Here is an 18945-nt window from a genome sequence, read left to right on the forward strand (position 1 = left end):
GGGGCGTCAGCCGTTGGTGTACTCCCGCACCGGCACCTGCCGGGGCACCCCCGTCGGCCCCCGCCCGGCGAGCTGGGCGGGCAGGGGCAGCCCCGAGGTGTCCCCGAGGAAGACCCGGCGCACCACCCGCTCCGCCGCGTGCCCGTCGTCGTACGGACAGAACCGGGCCCGGAAGGCCGCCCGGCGCTGCGCGGAGCGTGGCCCGCGCCAGTGGTCGGTCGCGAAGATCTCGTGCAGTTCCTCCTGGTCGCGCGCCACCGCCCCGGGCGGGAAGGCCGCCGGGTCGAAGTACGTGCCCCGGGCGGCCTCGTACGCCTGCGCGTCCTCCAGGTGCAGCACCACCGGGCGGTCCAGGTTGACGTAGTCGAACATCAGCGACGAGTAGTCCGTGATCAGCCCGTCGGAGGCGAGGCAGAGCTCCTCGACGGACGGGTGGGAGCTGACGTCGATGATCCGGGGGTGCCTGGTGTGGCCGGCGAGTGCCCTGGCCGTCGGGTCCAGGTAGTGGGAGCGGGCCAGGATCACGAAGTGCGGGCCCAGGACACGGACCAGCTGCTCCAGGTCCAGCGGGTGCTGCTGCTCCCGCCGGTAGTCGCGGTGGGTCGGCGCGTACAGCAGGGCGGTGCTGCCCTCCGGCACGGCGAGACGCTCGCGGAGCCGGGCGCACTCCTCGGGGCGGGTGCGGTGGAAGACGTCGTTGCGGGGGCTGCCGTACTCCAGCGTGGTGTAGCCGGAGGGGTAGGTGCGCTCCCACACGAGCGTGGAGTGCTGGTTCGCCGAGAGCGAGAAGTCCCACTTGTCGACGTTGCGGAGCAGCTGCCGGAAGTCCATGGTCCCGGCGGCTGCCGGATGGTGCACGAGATCGGTGCCCATGGTCTTCAGCGGCGTGCCGTGATGGGTCTGGAGCAGCACCTGACCCCGTCTCTTCACCAGCCGCCGGTCGAAGTTGACGTTGTTCACGAGGTACTTCGAGCGGGCCAGCGCCGTCCAGTACGCGGCTGTCCCCGGGTGCAGCACCCTGGTCGCGTCCGGCACCGTGTGCGCGTCCTCGGGCCGGCAGATCCAGGAGGTGCGGACACCGGGCACGAGGGCCCTGGCCGCGGCCTCCAGCGCCGCGGGACTACAGGTGTAGCCGCGGTGCCAGTAGGCGGCGAACACCGCGTCCGCCGAGCGCACGGGCAGCCGCAGCTGCACGCGGTAGTGCAGCTGCAGAGCCGCCCCGCGCCCCGCCCGGCGCGCCGTCGCCGTCGCGCGGGCGAGCCGGGCGCGCAGCCGCTGCGCCGCCCACAGGGCGCGGTAGGTGCGGTGCGCCCCGAGCCGGAAGAGCGCGTGCCGCAGCCTCGCGCGGCGCGGCACCGGGGCGCCGGGGGTGCGGTAGCGGCGGCAGTGGGCGCGGGCCCGGCGGAAGAACTGGGCGCGGCTGCCGCGCGGCAGCCGCCCACGGGAGGTGAAGAGGGTCGAGAAGTGGTCGAGCATCCGGCGGAACATCACCGGTCGCCAGACGGCGAGTTCGGGGCGCGAGTCGATGAAGGCGAAGACGCGGTCGTACTGGTCGAACACGTCGAAGTGCCGGTGGGTGGTGGTGGAGAGGATGTTGCCCCGGCGCCGCTGGCGGTAGCCGACGCAGACCGTGTCCAGCACGGCGATGGACCCGGCGGCCATCAGCACCGGGTAGGTCCAGGGGGTGTCCTCGTAGTAGCCCGGCGGGAAGGTGAAGCCCTCCGCCTCGACGAACTCGCGGCGGTACGCCTTGTTCCAGACGACCATCAGGACCTTGAGCAGTTCGGGGCGGTCCGCGAGGCGGAAGGAGGCCGGGCCGGTCTCGGCGAGGTGCTGGGCGAAGGTGTTGCGCACGCTCTCGCCCGACCAGTACGTGCGGGCGTAGTCGTACACCAGGACGTCCGGCTCGCCGGTGGTCTCCAGGCGGTCGGCGACCGCCTGGAGGGCCTCGGGGGCGAAGGTGTCGTCACCGTCGAGGAAGAGGAGGTAGTCGCCGGTGGCCCGGGCGACGCCCGCGTTGCGTGCGGGCCCCAGGCCGGAGTTGTGCGGCAGGTGTACGACGGTGACGCGGGGGTCGCGGACGGCGTACTCGTCGGCGATCGGGCCGCAGGCGTCCGGGGAACAGTCGTCGACCACGATGATCTCGTGGTCCTTGAAGGACTGGTTCAGCACGGAGTCGAGACACGCGTGCAGGTACGCCTGGACCCGGTACGCGGGCACGATGACACTGAACCGGGGCACAACACATCCAGGGGTCGCTCGCGGGCGGGCAGGTGGCCCGCAAACGGCCGATGGAGTGACTTGGTTACGCCGGACGTGGCATCCGGGGGGAAGTGCGAGGTAGGGCGGCCCGAACAGGAGTGAACGGACCGCCCTGGTGTTGACGAACGTATGTGCCGTCCGGCTTTTCCTACTTGACGGCGCCCGCCATCACTCCGGAGACGAACTGCCGCTGGAAGGCGAAGAAGACCGCCAGCGGGATCACCATCGACACGAAGGCGCCTGGCGCCAGGACGTCGATGTTGTTGCCGAACTGCCGGACCTGCTGCTGCAGGGCCACCGTGATCGGCGGGGAGTCCGAGTCCGCGAAGATCAGGGCGACGAGCATGTCGTTCCACACCCAGAGGAACTGGAAGATCCCGAGCGAGGCGATCGCGGGCCCGCCGAGCGGCATCACGACCCGGGTGAACACCCGGATCTCACCGGCCCCGTCCAGCCGCGCCGCCTCCAGCAGTTCGCGCGGGATCTCCGCGAAGAAGTTCCGCAGCAGGAAGATGGCGAACGGCAGGCCGAACGCCGTGTGGAACATGATCACGCCGAACGTCGTCTCGAAGATCCCGATGGTGCCGAAGAGTTCGGACACCGGGATCAGCGCGACCTGGACGGGTACCACCAGCAGCCCCACGACCACCAGGAACCACCAGTCGCGTCCGGGGAACTCCATCCACGCGAAGGCGTATCCGGCGAGCGAGCCGATCACGACCACCAGGAAGGTGGCCGGGACGGTGATCAGGACGGTACTGAGGAGCGAGTCGGTGATGGTCGAGTTGTCCAGCAGACGCTGGTAGTTGTCGAAGGTGAGCTCGGACGGCGCGGTGAACACGCGCCACCAGCCGCTCGCCGCGATGTCGTCGGCTCCCCGAAGCGACGACAGCAGCAGCCCGATGGTCGGCATCAGCCAGAACAGGCCCACCAGGACGAGGAAGACCCGCATGACGCCACCGCCCGCGCGGGCTGCGATCCGTGCCCCGAGGGACCGTTCCGCCTTGGCTGCCGCCTCGGTGCGGGGTGCCCGCTCGGCCTGTACGGCCTCGGTCGTGGTCACCGGCGCCCCTCCTTCCGTATCCGGCGGATGTTGAAGAGCATCACCGGGATCACCAGCAGCAGCAGGAGTACGGCGATGGCGCTGCCGACCCCGAGATCCGCGTCCGTGCCGAACGAGGAGCGGTACAGCTGCAGGGCCAGGACGTTGGCGTCGTCCTGGGAGGATCCCGGCGCGATGATGAAGACCAGGTCGAAGATCTTCAGGACGTTGATCATCAGGGTGACCAGCACCACCGCGAGCACGGGCGCCAGCATCGGGACGGTGATCCTGCGGAACACCTGCCACTCGTTCGCGCCGTCCACCCGGGCCGCTTCGAGGAGTTCGCGCGGCAGGCCCGCGAGCCCGGCCGCGATCAGGACCATCGCGAACCCGGCCCACATCCAGACGTAACTGCCGATGATCCCCGGTGTCACCAGGGACGGCCCGAGCCAGTCGACGCCGTTGTACGGCTCGCGGAAGTTGTCCGCCGGGAGCCGGAGCACCGACCCGTCCGCCGAGGCGGGCAGGGTGAACACGCCGTTCGCGCCCGCCGTCGCCGTCGCGACGACCTTGCCGTCCTTGACCGCCTCGACGGTGATGCCCTTGAGCCCCAGCTCCTCGGGGTCGACGACGTTGGGCTTGCCGCCGCCTCCCTTGGTGAAGTCGAGCCAGGCCGTTCCCGTGACGCCCTTGCCGGAGGCGGTGGCCGCCTTCGCGGGTTCCGCGTCGCCCGGCATCTTCGCCGGGACCACACCGACCAGCGGCAGACTCGCCGGTTCACCGGCCCGCACGGTCTGCTTCGTGACGAAGGAACCGCCGCCGCCCGCCTTCAGCGGATGCACCGGCAGCGGGTGCGCCTTCGGGAAGCCCGAGGACTGGGCGAACGTGTCGTGCACGCCCACCGCCACGGCGTTGGCGACACCGCGCTCCGGAGCCTGGTCGTACACCAGCCGGAAGATGATCCCGGCGGCCAGCATGGAGATCGCCATCGGCATGAAGACGATCAGCTTGAAGGCCGTACCCCACCTGATCCTCTCGGTGAGCACCGCGAAGATCAGCCCCAGCACGGTGGCGACCGTGGGCCCGAACACGACCCAGATCGCGTTGTTCTTGACCGCCGTACGGATGGTGGCGTCCGTGAACAGCGCCTTGTAGTTGTCGAGGCCCGCGAACCCCGTGCCCGCCTGGTCCATGAACGAGCGGTAGACGGAGTAGACGATCGGATAGACGACGAGCGCGCCGAGCAGCACGAGGGCCGGCAGCAGGAAGGCCGTCGCGACGGCCCTCCGGGTGCCGGTCACGCTCCTGCGTGTCCGGGTGAGCGCGGTCGTGCCGGGACGCTTGTCGGTGGGGGGCGCCGCTCCGGCGCCCCCCGCTGTCGTTGTGGTCATCCCGTCAGCTCGTGTACGCCTTGGCCGCGTCGGACTCCAGCTTCGCTTGAGTCCCCGCGATGTCCTTCGGGTTCTTCAGGAAGTCCTGGAGCGTCTTCCACTCGCCCTTCCCGGGGGTCCCGCCGAACGACTGCGGGGCCTGGTCGGACATGTCGAACCTGACGTCGTCACCGGCCGCGATGAGAGCCTCGGCGATCTTGCGCTGCACGTCGTTCGGATAGGCGGCTGCGTCCAGGCTCTTGTTGGGCGAGATGAACCCGCCCGCCTCGGCCCAGATCTTCGCCGCGTCGGTCGAGGCGAGCCAGGTCAGCAGCGCCTGGGCGCCCTTGCCGTCCTTGAGCGCCACGGCCGCGTCGCCGCCCGTCACCACGGGGGAGTCCGCGCCGACCGCCGGGAAGGGGAACACCTTGGCGTCCGTGCCGACCTTCGCCTTGGTCTGGGCGATGTTGATGGAGACGAAGTCGCCCTCGAACACCATCGCACCCTTGGGCTGGTCGCCGCCGGTGAAGGTCTGGGTGACGGAGACGGGGAACTCGGTCTGAAGCGCGCCGTCGGCGCCCCCGGAGATCAGGCTCGGCTTGCCGAAGAGCTCGGCGAGGCTGGCCAGCGCGTCCTTGACGGACGGGTCGGTCCACTTGATCTCGTGCTTGGCCAGCTGGTCGTACTTCTCGGGACCGGCCTGCGAGAGGTAGACGTTCTCGAACCAGTCGGTGAGCGTCCAGCCGTCCGCGCCGCCGACCGAGACCGGGGTGACACCGGAGGCGGAGACCGTCTCGGCGGTCGCCAGGAAGTCCTTCCAGGTCTTCGGCTCGCTCGCGCCCGCGTTCTCGAAGGCCTTGGTGTTGTACCAGACCAGGGACTTGTTGGCGGCCTTGAAGTAGACGCCGTACTGGGTGCCGTCGACCGCGCCGAGGTCCTGCCACACCTTGCCGTAGTTCTTGCTCAGTTGGGCCTTGGCCTCGGCTCCCACCGGCTTGGCCCACTTCTTGGCCACGGCCTGCTGGATGGCGCCCACCTGCGGGATCATCGCCACGTCCGGGGGCTGGCCTCCCGCGATCTTCGTACCGAGGAAGTTGACGATCGGGTCCTGGGCCGGGACGAAGGTGACCGTGGCACCCGTCCGCTTCTCGAACTCGTCCAGCACCTTGGTGAAGTTGGCCTGCTCGGGCCCGGTCCAGACCGCGGCCACCGAGATCTTCTGACCGTCGAGCTTCGGCAGATTGACGCTCGACGGGCTGTCCTCGCTCTTGCCCGAGTCCTTGCCCGCCTTGTCGTCGCCGTCGGTGTCGCCGCTGCATCCGGCGAGGGCCAGCGCCCCGATCGCGGTGAACACCATTGCGGCCCTACGCATGCGGAGGGTTGTGCGCATCCCTGCCCCGTTTCATCTGTGCGCGTGTGCGTGAACCGGCCTCAACAGCGCTTCGCCGCCGCGCCGTTCACGTCTCACGTCGTGCGGTTCACGCCGTCCGTGCGCACAGTCCTACAACCGGTGGACCAGCGCCGCAATACAGTCGTCGGCCCCAACTCCTTGATCGTTGTGGGCTCGTGACGTCGCACTGAAACGTTCCCTACAGTGTGCGCTCCGACGCGCACCTGGTCAGGACGGCGAGGTATGGGGCACCAGTGGCGGAAGCCGTTCGGCGTTCACCGAACGGGCCGCCCGCTCCAAAGCGCTGGCCAGCAGGGCCAGGTCGGTGGGGCCGTTGCCGAGCTCACGGACCGGCCTGCGGGTGGGCGGATCGCCCATCCGCTCCCACTCCAGCGGTACGACGGTGGGGCGCAGGGTCGCGGTGCGCGGGATGCGGCCGGTCACCCGGCCGCCCTGGAACGGCGTCACCCTGCCGTCCGGGTGCCCGAGCCGTCCGCGGCCCGGCGAGGGTTCGTCCGGGGACGGGGGGACGGCGGGCGGGTCGAGGACGATGCGCAGCCGGGCCCCCCGGGCCAGCTCCGTGTCCTCGGTGCGGTCGGGGCGGGCCGAGGTGGCGACCAGGTGGACACCGAGCCGTCCGCCGTCCCTGGCCACCGCCTCCAGCACCCGGACGACCGAACCGGCGGAGGGGCGGCCGGGGCTGCCGAGCGCCGGAGCGACCAGGGCGTCGAAGTCGTCGGCCAGCACGACGAGCCGGGGCAGCGGCGAGGGCCCGGGGTCCACGGGGCGGGCCGCGGCGGGCCGTAGCCGCAGGGTGCCGCCGGCCGGTGTCTCGGCGTCGCCCCGCTGCTCGGCGGCACCGGCGGTGCGCCGCCCCGTGCGCGCCTGGGCCGATGCGTCGTACCGCGCGTGCCATTCGGTGAAGTCGAGCTCGCCGAGCAGCTCCGCGCGGCGCTTCAGCTCGCCCAGCAGGGCCTGGGCGAACTCCCGCATGCGTACGGGATCCGAGGCCACCAGGTGTGTGAAGACGTGCGGCAGCTCCGTGCAGGGGCGCAGCCCCTCGCCGCGCTCCCCGTGCTCACCGCCCGCCCCGTCGATCAGCAGCAGGCCGAGCCGGTCCGGGCGGGCGGCCGACGCCAGGGAGGCGGCGACGGCTCGCAGCAGTTCCGTACGGCCGCTGCCCACGGGCCCCTCGACCAGCAGGTGGGGGCCCTCGTCGGCCAGATCGACGGAGAGCGGGCCACGGGGCCCGGCTCCGAGCACGATCACGGGCCGTCCCGCGTAACCCGAGGACGCCGCCGAGGGGCCGGCCCCCGTGGCGCCGCTGTCGCGCCGCTGGGAGCCGATCCGCGGGGAGTCGTCGCTCCCGGCGGCGTGGCCGCCGCGGAACGGGGTGTGCTCGGGGGACTCGCGGGGCGCGCCCACCCGGGGGCCGGTGCTCAGGGTGCGGCCCGAGCCGGCGGGGTCCGGGTCCGCTCCGGGCGCCGCCGCGCGCACCGTGGCGCCGGGCTGCTCGTCGGCGGTGGAGGCCCAGCGGGCCATCAGCGAGGCCGGTGTGGCCCGGGCGAGGCCCAGCTCGTCCAGCAGCCGGGCGGACGGCGGCAGGGCTGCCGCCGCCGCGGGCCGGCCGCGCAGTGATGCCGAGGCCTCGTCGCGCAGCGGCGCCAGGGCGCGCCCGAACCGCTCGGCCCAGGCCGCCGAGACGGCGTCCACGGCGGCGACGGTGCCGTGGCCCGCGGCCTGGCCGCCCGCCGTGCGCAGCAGCCGCAGCGCGGTCGCCACGTCCCCGCTCAGCATGGCGACCGCACCGCACTCGCGGAAGGCGATCGAGGCCCGGCAGGCGCTGTCGTAGGTCGCGGCGACCGGGGACGTCGGTGAGGCGGCCGGGGTCTCGGCCAGGCAGATCAGGTGGATCCCGGCAGCCGCTCCGGCGCCCGCCAGCCCGGCGGTGGTCCCGCGCAGTGCGGCGGAGCCGGGGTCACCGTCCACGATCACCACCGTGTAGGGACCGGTGTGCCGCCGGGCGGCGTCGGCCACCGAGGCCCGGTCCGCGCTCGCCCAGCCGGCACCCAGCGGCCCCTCCTCCACGCGGCGGGCCAACTCGCCGACGCGGGCGTCCGCCTGTTCGCGGTCGTAGGCGAGGAGCAGCCGGCAGTCCTGGCCGTGCATGGGGCGCAGATGGGGCAGCCAGCCGAGCCAGGACCACTCGCGCCGGCGTTCCTCCAGGCTGCGGGCCCGGTCGGAGCTGATCAGCACGATCTCCAGGTCGAACGGGGAGTGCAGCGCCGCGAGCTGCGCCACCGTCGACCGCACGAGCCCGGACAGCCGTTCCCGGGGCCCGGCGAGGCCCAGCGAGCCGGCTTCCCGCAGCGCCACCGTGACGGGCACGGCGGGCAGGTCGGCCCGCTCCGTCGTGCCCAGCCGTACGACCAGGGCCTCGGGGTGCGCGGTGTCGCGTTCCCACAGGCGGGGGCCTGGGCCGAGCGCGGTCAGGAGCACGGCCGCGGGGTCCGGCCAGGTCCCGGCCGGGGCGCGCGGTGCGGTTGGTGCGGAGGAGGCGCGGGCGCCGGAACCGTCCGACGGTGCCGGTGCGCCAGGGGCGGGTTCGCCCCTGGCTCCGGTGAGGCGGCGGGCCCAGGCTCCTATGCCGGCGCGTCTGGGGGCACCGCCGTGCGTCAGGTCGGCGTCGCGGCCGTGGGCGACCGGCGGCGGGGCCGTGTCGTAGCGGATGTCGTGGCCGGACGGCCCGTCGTCGAACGGGTCGCGGGCGCCGGGTCCCGCGGGCTCGGCGCTGTAGGCGTGTCCGTGCCCCTCCCCGGCGGCGGTGGTGGCGGTGTACGTGTCCGGCTCTCCCGCCGTCCCGGGCTCCGCCCCGTGGGCGGAGCCCGGGACGGGCCGGGCCACCCGCAGATGTCCCTCGCCGTCGGGCGCGGTCCTGAGCAGGGGTCTCGGGGTGCCGGGGGTGAGCCGGAGCGTGGACTCCCCGAGCCGGAGCAGGGCGCCCGGCGGCAGTGGGACCGGGCGGGCGCCGACCTGCGCGCCGTCCAGTGAGGTGCCGTTGGTGGAGCCGAGGTCGGCCACGGACACCCGGCCGTCGCCGGCGACCGTCACCGCGCAGTGCAGCCGGGACACGTCCGGGTCGTCCAGCGGGACGTCGGCGTCGGCGGAGCGGCCGATGCGGATCTGTCCGCCGTGCAGCAGGTGGACCCCGCCGGCGTCCGGTCCCGCGACCACGTGCAGTCGTGCCGGGACGGCGTCGTCCGCCGCCTCGTCCTCGCCGGGCACCTGGAGCGAGAGCACCGCGCCGTCCACCAGGGGAGGCTCGCCGAGTGCGCAGCGCTGCGGGTCGAGCCGCTCACGCCCGGCGTAGAGGACGGTGGCGCCGCCGCCGAGGGAGCCTTCGGGGCCGGACACCGCTGTGGCGAGCGCGGATGCGACGGCCGAGAGGGCCGTGCCGGCGGGGGCGGTGACGAGCACGTCGCAGGCGCGCGCCGGGGTCTGGCCGCTGCGCGGCGCGAGGACGGTCAGCCGGATCTGCATCGCCGTCAGCGGTCCCTTCTGCGCGGGGTGCCGGCAGGGGGAACGCCCTGTGATTCCCCCCACCCGGTACGGACGCGTCGTCCGGTACAGGTCGTCACGGAGCGTGAATCTCCCGACCTCACGGTTCCGTGTTGGTGGCATCCTCGCACCTGCCACCGACAACACGCCCGGGGGTGACCGCTTAGTGATCTTGAATGGCCGAGTACGGACGTAAAAGTGCCTGCTTGGCCCTGCCGCGGACGTGCTGCACACTCGTTCGGCAACCAACTCTTCCGTGGTTGCGTCTTCCTTGTCCTCCCCCGCCCGCGGTGGCGACGCGACCGCGGCACGACCGGCCGGTGCCCCGTACGGCGGCACTACAGTGGGCCGGAACATCCGGGCGGGACCGGGGGGATCCGCAAGCACAACGATCAGCAGGGAGCGCATGACGTGCGGCCGGTAGGCAGCAAGTACCTGCTCGAGGAGCCGCTCGGACGCGGCGCCACGGGGACCGTCTGGCGAGCCCGCCAGCGGGAGACCGCGGGCGCCGAGGCGGCCGTCGCCGGCCAGCCCGGCGAGACCGTTGCGATCAAGGTGCTCAAGGAGGAGCTCGCCAACGACGCGGACGTCGTGATGCGGTTCCTGCGCGAGCGCTCCGTGCTGCTGCGGCTCACCCATCCCAACATCGTGCGTACCAGGGACCTCGTCGTCGAGGGTGATCTGCTCGCCCTCGTGATGGACCTGATCGACGGTCCCGACCTGCACCGCTACCTCCGCGAGAACGGCCCGCTCACCCCGGTCGCCGCCTCGCTGCTCACGGCCCAGATCGCGGACGCGCTCGCCGCCAGCCATGCCGACGGCGTCGTCCACCGCGACCTGAAGCCCGCCAACGTCCTGCTCGACGAGCGCAACGGCGAGATGCACCCGATGCTCACCGACTTCGGCATCGCGCGCCTCGCGGACTCCCCGGGGCTGACCCGCACCCACGAGTTCGTCGGCACCCCCGCCTACGTCGCCCCCGAGTCCGCCGAGGGCCGCCCGCAGACCTCGGCCGTGGACGTCTACGGTGCGGGGATCCTGCTGTACGAACTGGTCACCGGCCGCCCTCCGTTCGCCGGGGGCACCGCGCTCGAAGTCCTGCACCGGCACCTCAGCGAGGAGCCCCGGCGCCCCAGCACGGTGCCCGAGCCGCTGTGGACGGTCATCGAGCGCTGCCTGCGCAAGGACCCCGACCAGCGCCCCAGCGCCGTGAACCTCGCCCGCGCGCTGCGCACCGTCGGCTCCGGCATCGGCGTCCACGCGAACTCGGCCCAGATCGCGGCCGCCGAGGGTGTGGGCGCCCTGCTCGCCCCCGACCCGGCCCCCGCCCCGGTCCCAGGGACCCCTGAGGACGCGGACCCGACGCAGGTGCTGCCGAGCAACGCGGGCTCGTACGACCCGTCCGCGCCGACCAGCGTCATGCAGCAGACCGGGGGCACAGGCGGTCGAGCCGACCCGACCGCGATGATGCCGCCCGTGCCGCCGCGGCCCGACGAGCCGCACCCCTGGCAGAACCAGCTGCGGGCGGCCCGCGACCGCAACGAGCAGACGCAGGTCCAGTACCTCGACCCGAGCCAGGACCCGCTGCGCCGCCGTCCTCAGCGCCAGCAGCCCCCGCAGGACCAGCAGCAGCGACAGCAGCAGAGCCGGCAGCCCCAGCGGCAGCAGGCGCAGCAGTACCCGCAGCAACAGCAACAGCAGCAGCAGGCCCAGCGTTACAGCCGGCCGCAGCAGCCCCAGCAGCGGCAGCAGTACGCGCCGCAGCGGCCCGCGCCCGAGCCGCCGGCGCCGCGTCAGCCGAGGCAGCGCAGTGCCAACCCGATGCGCATCCCCGGCCTCGGCTGTCTCAAGGGGTGCCTGTTCTCGGTCGTGCTGCTGGTCGTCGCGGCCTGGCTCATCTGGGAACTGACGCCGCTTCAGGACTGGGTCGCCCAGGGCAAGAGCTTCTGGGACGCCATAGGGGACGGCATCGACAAGGTCACCGGCTGGTTCGACGAACTCAACGGGAGCGGTTCGGACGGCACGACCGGCCAGTAACCGCCCGCGTTTCGTGTCTTTGTCGACTTCCTCGGGCCCAATCCGCCCGCAGAAGTGAAGGTTGGCGCCATCCAGGGCACGCGACACCCCGATCGCCGCGTAACTTTGTCGACCGGGGGGTCAACGCCAGCCGCTGAGGGAGCAGTCTTGGCACGGAATATCGGCAGCCGGTACACCGCGCACCAGATCCTGGGGCGCGGCAGCGCCGGCACGGTGTGGCTCGGCGAAGGGCCCGAGGGCCCGGTCGCGATCAAGCTGCTCCGCGAGGACCTCGCGTCCGACCAGGAGCTCGTGGGCCGCTTCGTGCAGGAGCGCACCGCGCTGCTCGGACTCGACCACCCGCACGTCGTCGCCGTCCGCGACCTCGTGGTGGACGGCACCGACCTGGCGCTGGTGATGGACCTCGTGCCGGGTACGGACCTGCGCACGCGCCTGGACCGTGAACGCCGTCTCGCCCCCGAGGCCGCCGCGGCGATCATCGCGGACGTCGCCGACGGCCTCGCCGCCGCGCACCGCGCCGGAGTGGTCCACCGCGACGTCAAGCCGGAGAACATCCTGCTCGACATGGAGGGCCCGCCCGGCCCGGGTGGATCCCACCCGGCCCTGCTGACCGACTTCGGCGTCGCCAAACTCATCGACACCCCGCGCCGCACCAAGGCCACCAAGATCATCGGTACGCCGGACTACCTGGCCCCCGAGATCGTCGAGGGTCTCCCGCCGCGCGCCGCGGTGGACATCTACGCCCTCGCGACCGTGCTCTACGAGCTCCTCGCGGGCTTCACCCCGTTCGGTGGCGGACACCCCGGCGCGGTCCTGCGCCGCCACGTGACCGAGACGGTCGTCCCGCTGCCCGGCATCCCCGAGGAGCTCTGGCAGCTCCTGGTCCAGTGCCTGGCCAAGGCCCCGGCCTCCCGGCTGCGCGCCTCCGAGCTCGCGACCGGCCTGCGCGACCTGCTGCCACTCCTTTCGGGGATACCCCCGCTCGACGTCGACGAGCCGGACCCGGAGAACGGGGACCCCGGCCCCTCCGCCTACGACGAGCAGCAGTACACCCCCGTGGACCCCGAGGAGCCGCGCCGCCGCGGCGCGGTCCCGCTGGTGCCGGCCTCCTCCCCGGACTCCAACAGGGACACGCATACGAGCATGCGTGTCCCCGCGCCGGACGAGCTGGCGGGCGGTCCCCTCGGCACCGCCCGCGCGCCACGCGCTCCGGGCCGCCCCCGGCCCGGCTCCGCCCGGAACAAGTCCGCCGCGGTCCGCAAGCGGCGGATCACCCTCGGTGTCGCGGCGATCGTGCTGTGTGCCGCGATCGGGGTGGGCGGCCGGCTCGCCATGGGCGGCGACGACACGGGTACGGCCCCGGAGGACACCCGTGACTCGGCGCCCGCCGCCCCCTGAGGACCGTCCCGGTGCGGCCTGGAGCCCGGGGAGGGACTGGTTCACTCGTCCAGCCGTTACGCTGGACCCGTGGCAGTCGTCGATATTTCCGAAGAGCTGAAGTCCCTCTCCTCGACCATGGGGTCGATCGAGGCCGTACTGGACCTTGATGCGCTGAGGGCCGACATCGCCGCGCTCGAGGAGCAGGCGGCGGCGCCGTCCCTCTGGGACGACCCGGAGGCGGCGCAGAAGATCACCAGCAAGCTTTCGCACCTCCAGGCCGAGGTCCGGAAGGCCGAGACCCTGCGTGGCCGCATCGACGACCTCGAGATCCTCTTCGAGCTCGCCGATGACGAGGGCGACGCCGACGCGCGGGCGGAGGCGGAGACCGAGCTGGAGTCGGTCAAGCGCGCGCTGGACGAGATGGAGGTCCGTACCCTCCTGTCCGGCGAGTACGACGCGCGAGAGGCCCTGGTCACCATCCGGGCCGAGGCGGGCGGCGTCGACGCCGCCGACTTCGCCGAGAAGCTCCAGCGCATGTACCTCCGCTGGGCCGAGCGGCACAACTACAAGACCGAGGTCTACGAGACCGCGTACGCAGAAGAGGCCGGCATCAAGTCGACCACCTTCGCGGTGGAGGTCCCGTACGCCTACGGCACCCTCTCCGTCGAGCAGGGCACCCACCGTCTCGTCCGGATCTCGCCCTTCGACAACCAGGGCCGCCGCCAGACCTCCTTCGCGGGTGTCGAGGTGCTGCCCGTCGTCGAGCAGACGGACCACGTCGAGATCGACGAGTCCGAACTCCGCGTGGACGTCTACCGCTCCTCGGGCCCCGGTGGCCAGGGCGTCAACACCACGGACTCCGCGGTGCGTCTGACCCACCTGCCGACCGGCATCGTGGTGTCCTGCCAGAACGAGCGCTCGCAGATCCAGAACAAGGCGTCCGCGATGAACGTCCTCCAGGCGAAGCTCCTCGAGCGCCGCCGCCAGGAGGAGCAGGCGAAGATGAACGCGCTCAAGGGCGACGGCGGCAACTCCTGGGGCAACCAGATGCGTTCGTACGTCCTGCACCCGTACCAGATGGTCAAGGACCTGCGTACGGAGTTCGAGATGGGCAACCCCGAGGCGGTCTTCAACGGCGAGATCGACGGTTTCGTCGAGGCCGGTATCCGCTGGCGCAAGCAGAGCGAGAAGTAGCCGTACCCGTACGGTCGTCGAGCCCGGGCAGGGAGACCGCCCGGGCTCTTCGCGTGCGCCGGGCGCACGTCGGTTTGAGGGGGAGCTGTGGTGAATCGGTCACAGTCGGGACCCTGAATAGCCGTCAAGACCCCCTATAACGGCGTGAAAGCGCCCGGAAGCGCCTTGACGTAGTCCTTGTCTCTGGACAGGGTGCTAGAGCAGCACGCGTATGTCTGGGACAGGTGTGATCGGGGGCGGGCGGGATGACCACGGTACGGCGTGGCCCTGCAGAGGATGTGACCCCGCAGGGCCGTGGACCGCATATGGCTGCTCCAACGACGAGATCAGCTACTGGGGGTAGCAACATATGACGAAGAAGACGCGAATCCGCGTCGCGCGCGTAGCCGCTTGCGCGGTTATCGCAGCAGGGGCCTCGCTCACCGCGGCGGGCGCCGCTCAGGCCGTGGGTGCCTTCGACCTCGGTATCGGCGTGGACGCCGACGTGGCCTCCACCAGCACCGAGGCAGAGGTCGGCGTGATCGGCGGCCTGGTCGGCGGCGGGGACGGCGACAGCGGTGCCGGGGGCGTCGACAGCGGCGGTACGACCGATGGTGGTGCCACTGATGGTGGTGCGACCGATGGTGGTGCGACCGATGGTGGGGCCACTGATGGTGGGGCGACCGACGGCGGTGCGACCGATGGTGGGGCGACGGACGGTGGTGCCACTGATGGTGGGGCGACCGACGGCGGTGCCACGGACGGCGGCGCGACCGATGGTGGTGCGACGGACGGTGGCGCGACCGATGGTGGTGCCACTGATGGTGGGGCGACCGACGGTGGCAGCACCGACGGCGGCACCACCGACGGTGGCAGCACCACTGACGGCGGGACCGACGGCGGGACCGACGGTGGCAGCACCACCGACGGTGGGACCACCGGCAGCACCACCGACGGCGGGACCGATGGTGGCAGCACCACCGGTTCCACGACCGGTGGCCCGGACGGCGACGCCGGCACCTGCACCGTCGACCTCGACGGTGCGGCCTGTGCCGACAACACCGACACGGACAGTCTCGGCAACCAGCCGGCCGAGCAGGGCAAGGGCAAGGACGAGCTCGCCGAGACCGGTGCGGCAGAGACCACGTTCCTGCTGGTCGGCGCCGCGACGATGATCGCGGGTGGCATCGGCTTCCGCCTCCTGCCGCGGCTGGCCGGCGGGCGTACGACCGCCTGAGGTCCGCACACGCACGGTGAAGGGCCCGGGAGAGCCGTCATGGCCTCCCGGGCCCTTTCGCGTACCGGAACCGCTCCTGCGGGCATACGGGCGCGCCTCGGGGCCACCGGGCGGCGCGGAGCGGTCCCCGGCTCAGACGGCCTGGTGCGCCAGCAGTGCGAGAGCGGCCACCAGGATCACCATCAGTGCGATCAGCATCGCCGGATTGAGTCCTGCGAAAGGACCCTGGTCCTGCATTCGCTCCCGGCTCGCCCGGCAGACGGGGCAGCGGCCCTCGGTCACGGGCGCCGCACAGTTCGCGCACACCAGTCGGTCGTAGGTCATGCGCAGTCCTCCTCCCGCGCGGCGGAGCCGCCTTACACGTCCACTCCGCACAACGCTCAGGGAAACGCAACCGTTCCCACTACTACTGTGCCAGCTCCGGGCGATTTCGGCGCGGCCCGCCGGACAAGGTCCGGCACGCCCCGTTTCGTTCCGCAGCCCGTTCCGCCACAAATCCCTCATCGAGGGACAGCGACTGCACGCCCGAGCTCGGTTCGCGTATGGTCACGCACACCTACTCCCGGCCGACCGTGGTGCATCCGTGATCCGATTCGACAACGTCTCCAAGACCTACCCGAAGCAGAGCCGTCCAGCTCTCCGGGACGTCTCACTCGACATCGAGAAGGGCGAGTTCGTCTTCCTGGTGGGCTCCTCCGGCTCCGGCAAGTCCACCTTCATGCGGCTCATCCTGCGGGAGGAGCGCGCCAGTCAGGGCATGGTCCACGTGCTCGGCAAGGACCTCGCGCGCCTGTCCAACTGGAAGGTGCCGCAGATGCGCCGCCAGTTGGGCACGGTCTTCCAGGACTTCCGGCTGCTCCCCAACAAGACCGTCGCCGAGAACGTCGCCTTCGCACAGGAGGTCATCGGCAAGCCGCGCGGCGAGATCCGCAAGGCCGTGCCGCAGGTTCTCGACCTCGTCGGTCTCGGGGGCAAGGAGGACCGGATGCCCGGCGAGCTCTCCGGCGGTGAGCAGCAACGCGTGGCGATCGCCCGGGCGTTCGTCAACCGCCCCATGCTGCTGATCGCGGACGAGCCGACCGGAAACCTCGACCCGCAGACCTCCGTGGGCATCATGAAGCTGCTGGACCGGATCAACCGGACCGGCACGACCGTGATCATGGCGACCCACGACCAGAACATCGTCGACCAGATGCGCAAGCGCGTCATCGAGCTCGAGCAGGGCCGCCTCGTCCGTGACCAGGCGCGTGGCGTCTACGGCTACCAGCACTGAGCACCTGCACGAGCATCGAGTACTGAAAGGACGCCATGCGCGCCCAGTTCGTCCTGTCGGAGATCGGCGTCGGTCTTCGTCGAAACCTCACGATGACCTTCGCGGTCGTGGTCTCCGTCGCCCTCTCGCTCGCCCTGTTCGGCGGTGCGCTGTTGATGCGCGAGCAGGTCAGCTCGATGAAGACCTACTGGTACGACAAGGTCAACGTCTCGATCTTCCTCTGCAACAAGAACGACGCCAAGGACGTGCCCAAGTGCGCCAAGGGTGCCGTCACGGCCGACCAGAAGAAGGAGATCAAGGCCGACCTCGAGAAGATGGAGGCGGTCGAGAGCGTCCAGTTCGAGACGGTCGACGAGGCGTACAAGCACTACCAGGAGCAGTTCGGCGACTCGCCGATGGCCGGCAACATCACGCCGGACCAGATGCAGGAGTCGTTCCGGGTCAAGCTCGACGACCCGCAGAAGTACAAGGTGGTCGCGACGGCCTTCGCGGGCCGTGACGGGGTGCAGTCCGTTCAGGACCAGCGGAGCATCCTGGACAACCTCTTCGAGCTGATGAACGGCATGAACGTCGCCGCGATCTTCCTGATGGCGCTGATGCTCGTCATTGCCCTGATGCTCATCGTGAACACCGTCCGCGTCTCGGCGTTCAGCCGGAGACGGGAGACGGGGATCATGCGGCTGGTGGGGGCCTCCGGCTTCTACATCCAGATGCCGTTCATCATGGAGGCCGCCTTCGCGGGGCTGATCGGCGGGCTGCTCGCCTGCGTCATCCTGCTCGCCGCCCGTTACTTCCTGATCGACGGCGGTCTGGCGCTTCAGGAGAAGCTGAACCTGATCGACTTCATCGGCTGGGAGGCGGTGCTCACGAAGCTGCCCCTGGTCATCGCGATCGGGCTGCTGATGCCCGCCGTTGCCGCTCTCTTCGCTCTGCGCAAGTACCTGAAGGTGTGACGAGCGCCCCGTTCGGCATGCGGTGAACCAGCCGTGTGCCACCGGGGCGTTGTCCTACACTCGGCCACATGCCGGGCCTTACGCACCATTTCAAACCCCGCGGTGTACGCCGAGGGGCGGCCCTGACGTTGGTGTTCGCGAGCGTGCTGGCGACCGCCGCGGCCACCGGGTCGCTGCCCCGTGAGGAGGACGCGGGCACGGAGATAGAGGCCCGTTCCGTCTCCTCGACCGTCGGGTCCGTGGACCGCGAGGAGATCGCCGACGCGGTCGCCGACGCCGAGGCGGACGGGAAGTCCGGGAAGGACGCCGCCGAGGAGGTCGTCAGCCGCAGCGGCGACCGCTGGGGCGCCGTGTACGACGAGCGGGAGTACGAGAACTTCGAGCGGTCCCTGGACGGCTCGTACACCGGGGTGGGTATCTCCGCGCGCCGCTCGGCCCACGGAGAGGTCACCGTGACGGCCGTCCAGCGCGGCGGTCCGGCGGACCGGCAGGGCGTGCGCAAGGGCGATCTGCTGCGCACCGTCGACGGCCGAGCGGTCGGGAAGCGGCCCGTCGCCGAGGTGGTGGCGCTGCTCCGCGGCGACCGCACGGGTGCGGCCGAGGGCACCTCGGTCGTCCTCGGGCTGAGCCGCGGGGCGCACTCCTGGACCGCGGTGCTGCACCGGGCCAGGCTCACCACGGACCCGGTCAGCGTCCGGCGGCTGGGCGGCGCCGCCTCTTCCCCGGTGCTGATCAAGGTCGCCGCCTTCACCAAGGGCGCGGGTGCCGCGGTCCGCGACGCCGTGCAGGAAGCGCCGGGCGCCGCCGGGATCCTCCTGGACCTCCGGGCCAACTCGGGCGGGCTGGTCACCGAAGCCGTCACCGCGTCGTCCGCCTTCCTGGACGGCGGGCTGGTCGCCACCTACGACGTGCACGGCGACCAGCGGGCCCTGTACGCCGAACCCGGCGGGGACACCGAGCGGCCCGTCGTCGTCCTGGTGGACGGCGGGACGATGAGCGCGGCCGAGCTGCTGACCGGTGCGCTGCAGGACCGGGGGAGGGCGGTGACCGTCGGGTCGCGCACCTTCGGCAAGGGATCCGTGCAGATGCCCAGCAAGCTCCCGGGGGGCTCGGTGGCCGAGCTGACCGTCGGCCACTACCGCACTCCGGCGGGCCGGAGCGTCGAGGGCGGCGGCATCACACCGGACGTCGGGGCGGGTCCGGAGGCCCAGCAGCGGGGCGAGACGGTATTGAGTGGCCTCGGGGGTGGGTCTTAGTGCGAAAATGACCG

Annotated in this window: 13 protein-coding genes; 7 read left to right on the plus strand and 6 right to left on the minus strand. The window is 71.9% G+C overall.

The features are described from left to right. Positions 1-6: 6 nt before the first annotated feature. The 5 genes from AB0I83_RS03570 to AB0I83_RS03590 all read right to left on the minus strand — a co-directional run bounded on the left by AB0I83_RS03570 (position 7) and on the right by AB0I83_RS03590 (position 9604). Entirely contained in the window at positions 7-2241 is a 2235-nt protein-coding gene (locus AB0I83_RS03570) for a bifunctional glycosyltransferase family 2 protein/CDP-glycerol:glycerophosphate glycerophosphotransferase (RefSeq protein ID WP_363303467.1), read from the minus strand. A 169-nt stretch (positions 2242-2410) separates the two neighbouring features. Beyond that, positions 2411-3325: a carbohydrate ABC transporter permease gene (locus tag AB0I83_RS03575; RefSeq protein ID WP_356534096.1), complete on the minus strand. Its 915-nt coding sequence runs from the start codon at positions 3323-3325 to the stop codon at positions 2411-2413. Beyond that, on the minus strand, positions 3322-4695 hold the full coding sequence (locus AB0I83_RS03580) for a sugar ABC transporter permease (RefSeq protein ID WP_363303468.1): 1374 nt from the start codon (positions 4693-4695) through the stop codon (positions 3322-3324). Before AB0I83_RS03580 ends, AB0I83_RS03575 begins: the two co-directional genes overlap by 4 nt. 4 nt (positions 4696-4699) lie before the next feature. Further along, positions 4700-6064 carry an extracellular solute-binding protein gene (locus AB0I83_RS03585; protein ID WP_363303469.1) on the minus strand — a complete coding sequence of 455 codons (1365 nt, stop codon included), beginning with the start codon at positions 6062-6064 and terminating at the stop codon, positions 4700-4702. Positions 6065-6292: 228 nt separating this feature from the next. Then, the gene (locus AB0I83_RS03590) at positions 6293-9604 is read right to left on the minus strand and encodes an FHA domain-containing protein (RefSeq protein ID WP_363303470.1); all 3312 of its coding nucleotides are present in this window, start codon (positions 9602-9604) and stop codon (positions 6293-6295) included. A 429-nt stretch (positions 9605-10033) separates the two neighbouring features. Between AB0I83_RS03590 and AB0I83_RS03595 the strand changes: the two genes are divergently transcribed. The 4 genes from AB0I83_RS03595 to AB0I83_RS03610 all read left to right on the plus strand — a co-directional run bounded on the left by AB0I83_RS03595 (position 10034) and on the right by AB0I83_RS03610 (position 15449). Beyond that, positions 10034-11659 (plus strand): serine/threonine-protein kinase, encoded by a 1626-nt coding sequence (locus AB0I83_RS03595; RefSeq protein ID WP_363303471.1) that lies wholly within the window; start codon positions 10034-10036, stop codon positions 11657-11659. Positions 11660-11806: 147 nt separating this feature from the next. Beyond that, positions 11807-13057 (plus strand): serine/threonine-protein kinase, encoded by a 1251-nt coding sequence (locus tag AB0I83_RS03600; RefSeq protein WP_363303472.1) that lies wholly within the window; start codon positions 11807-11809, stop codon positions 13055-13057. A 69-nt stretch (positions 13058-13126) separates the two neighbouring features. Further along, a complete protein-coding gene (gene prfB / locus AB0I83_RS03605) occupies positions 13127-14233 on the plus strand; it encodes a peptide chain release factor 2 (RefSeq protein WP_356534088.1) in 1107 nt (368 codons plus the stop codon). A gap of 349 nt (positions 14234-14582) precedes the next feature. After that, entirely contained in the window at positions 14583-15449 is an 867-nt protein-coding gene (locus AB0I83_RS03610) for a hypothetical protein (RefSeq protein ID WP_363303473.1), read from the plus strand. A 132-nt stretch (positions 15450-15581) separates the two neighbouring features. On the opposite strand, the gene AB0I83_RS03615 is transcribed toward AB0I83_RS03610, so the two are convergent. Then, on the minus strand, positions 15582-15773 hold the full coding sequence (locus tag AB0I83_RS03615; protein ID WP_363303474.1) for a hypothetical protein: 192 nt from the start codon (positions 15771-15773) through the stop codon (positions 15582-15584). Positions 15774-16032: 259 nt separating this feature from the next. On the opposite strand from AB0I83_RS03615, the gene ftsE reads away from it, so the two are divergent. The 3 genes from ftsE to AB0I83_RS03630 all read left to right on the plus strand — a co-directional run bounded on the left by ftsE (position 16033) and on the right by AB0I83_RS03630 (position 18931). After that, positions 16033-16722: a cell division ATP-binding protein FtsE gene (ftsE, locus tag AB0I83_RS03620; protein WP_014046319.1), complete on the plus strand. Its 690-nt coding sequence runs from the start codon at positions 16033-16035 to the stop codon at positions 16720-16722. Between the two features lie 35 nt (positions 16723-16757). Beyond that, a complete protein-coding gene (ftsX, locus tag AB0I83_RS03625; RefSeq protein WP_356534082.1) occupies positions 16758-17675 on the plus strand; it encodes a permease-like cell division protein FtsX in 918 nt (305 codons plus the stop codon). Positions 17676-17743: 68 nt separating this feature from the next. Then, positions 17744-18931 (plus strand): S41 family peptidase, encoded by a 1188-nt coding sequence (locus AB0I83_RS03630; RefSeq protein WP_356534080.1) that lies wholly within the window; start codon positions 17744-17746, stop codon positions 18929-18931. Positions 18932-18945: the final 14 nt, after the last annotated feature.

It is taken from the genome of Streptomyces sp. NPDC049970 (assembly GCF_040660235.1).
GTDB lineage: Bacteria > Actinomycetota > Actinomycetes > Streptomycetales > Streptomycetaceae > Streptomyces.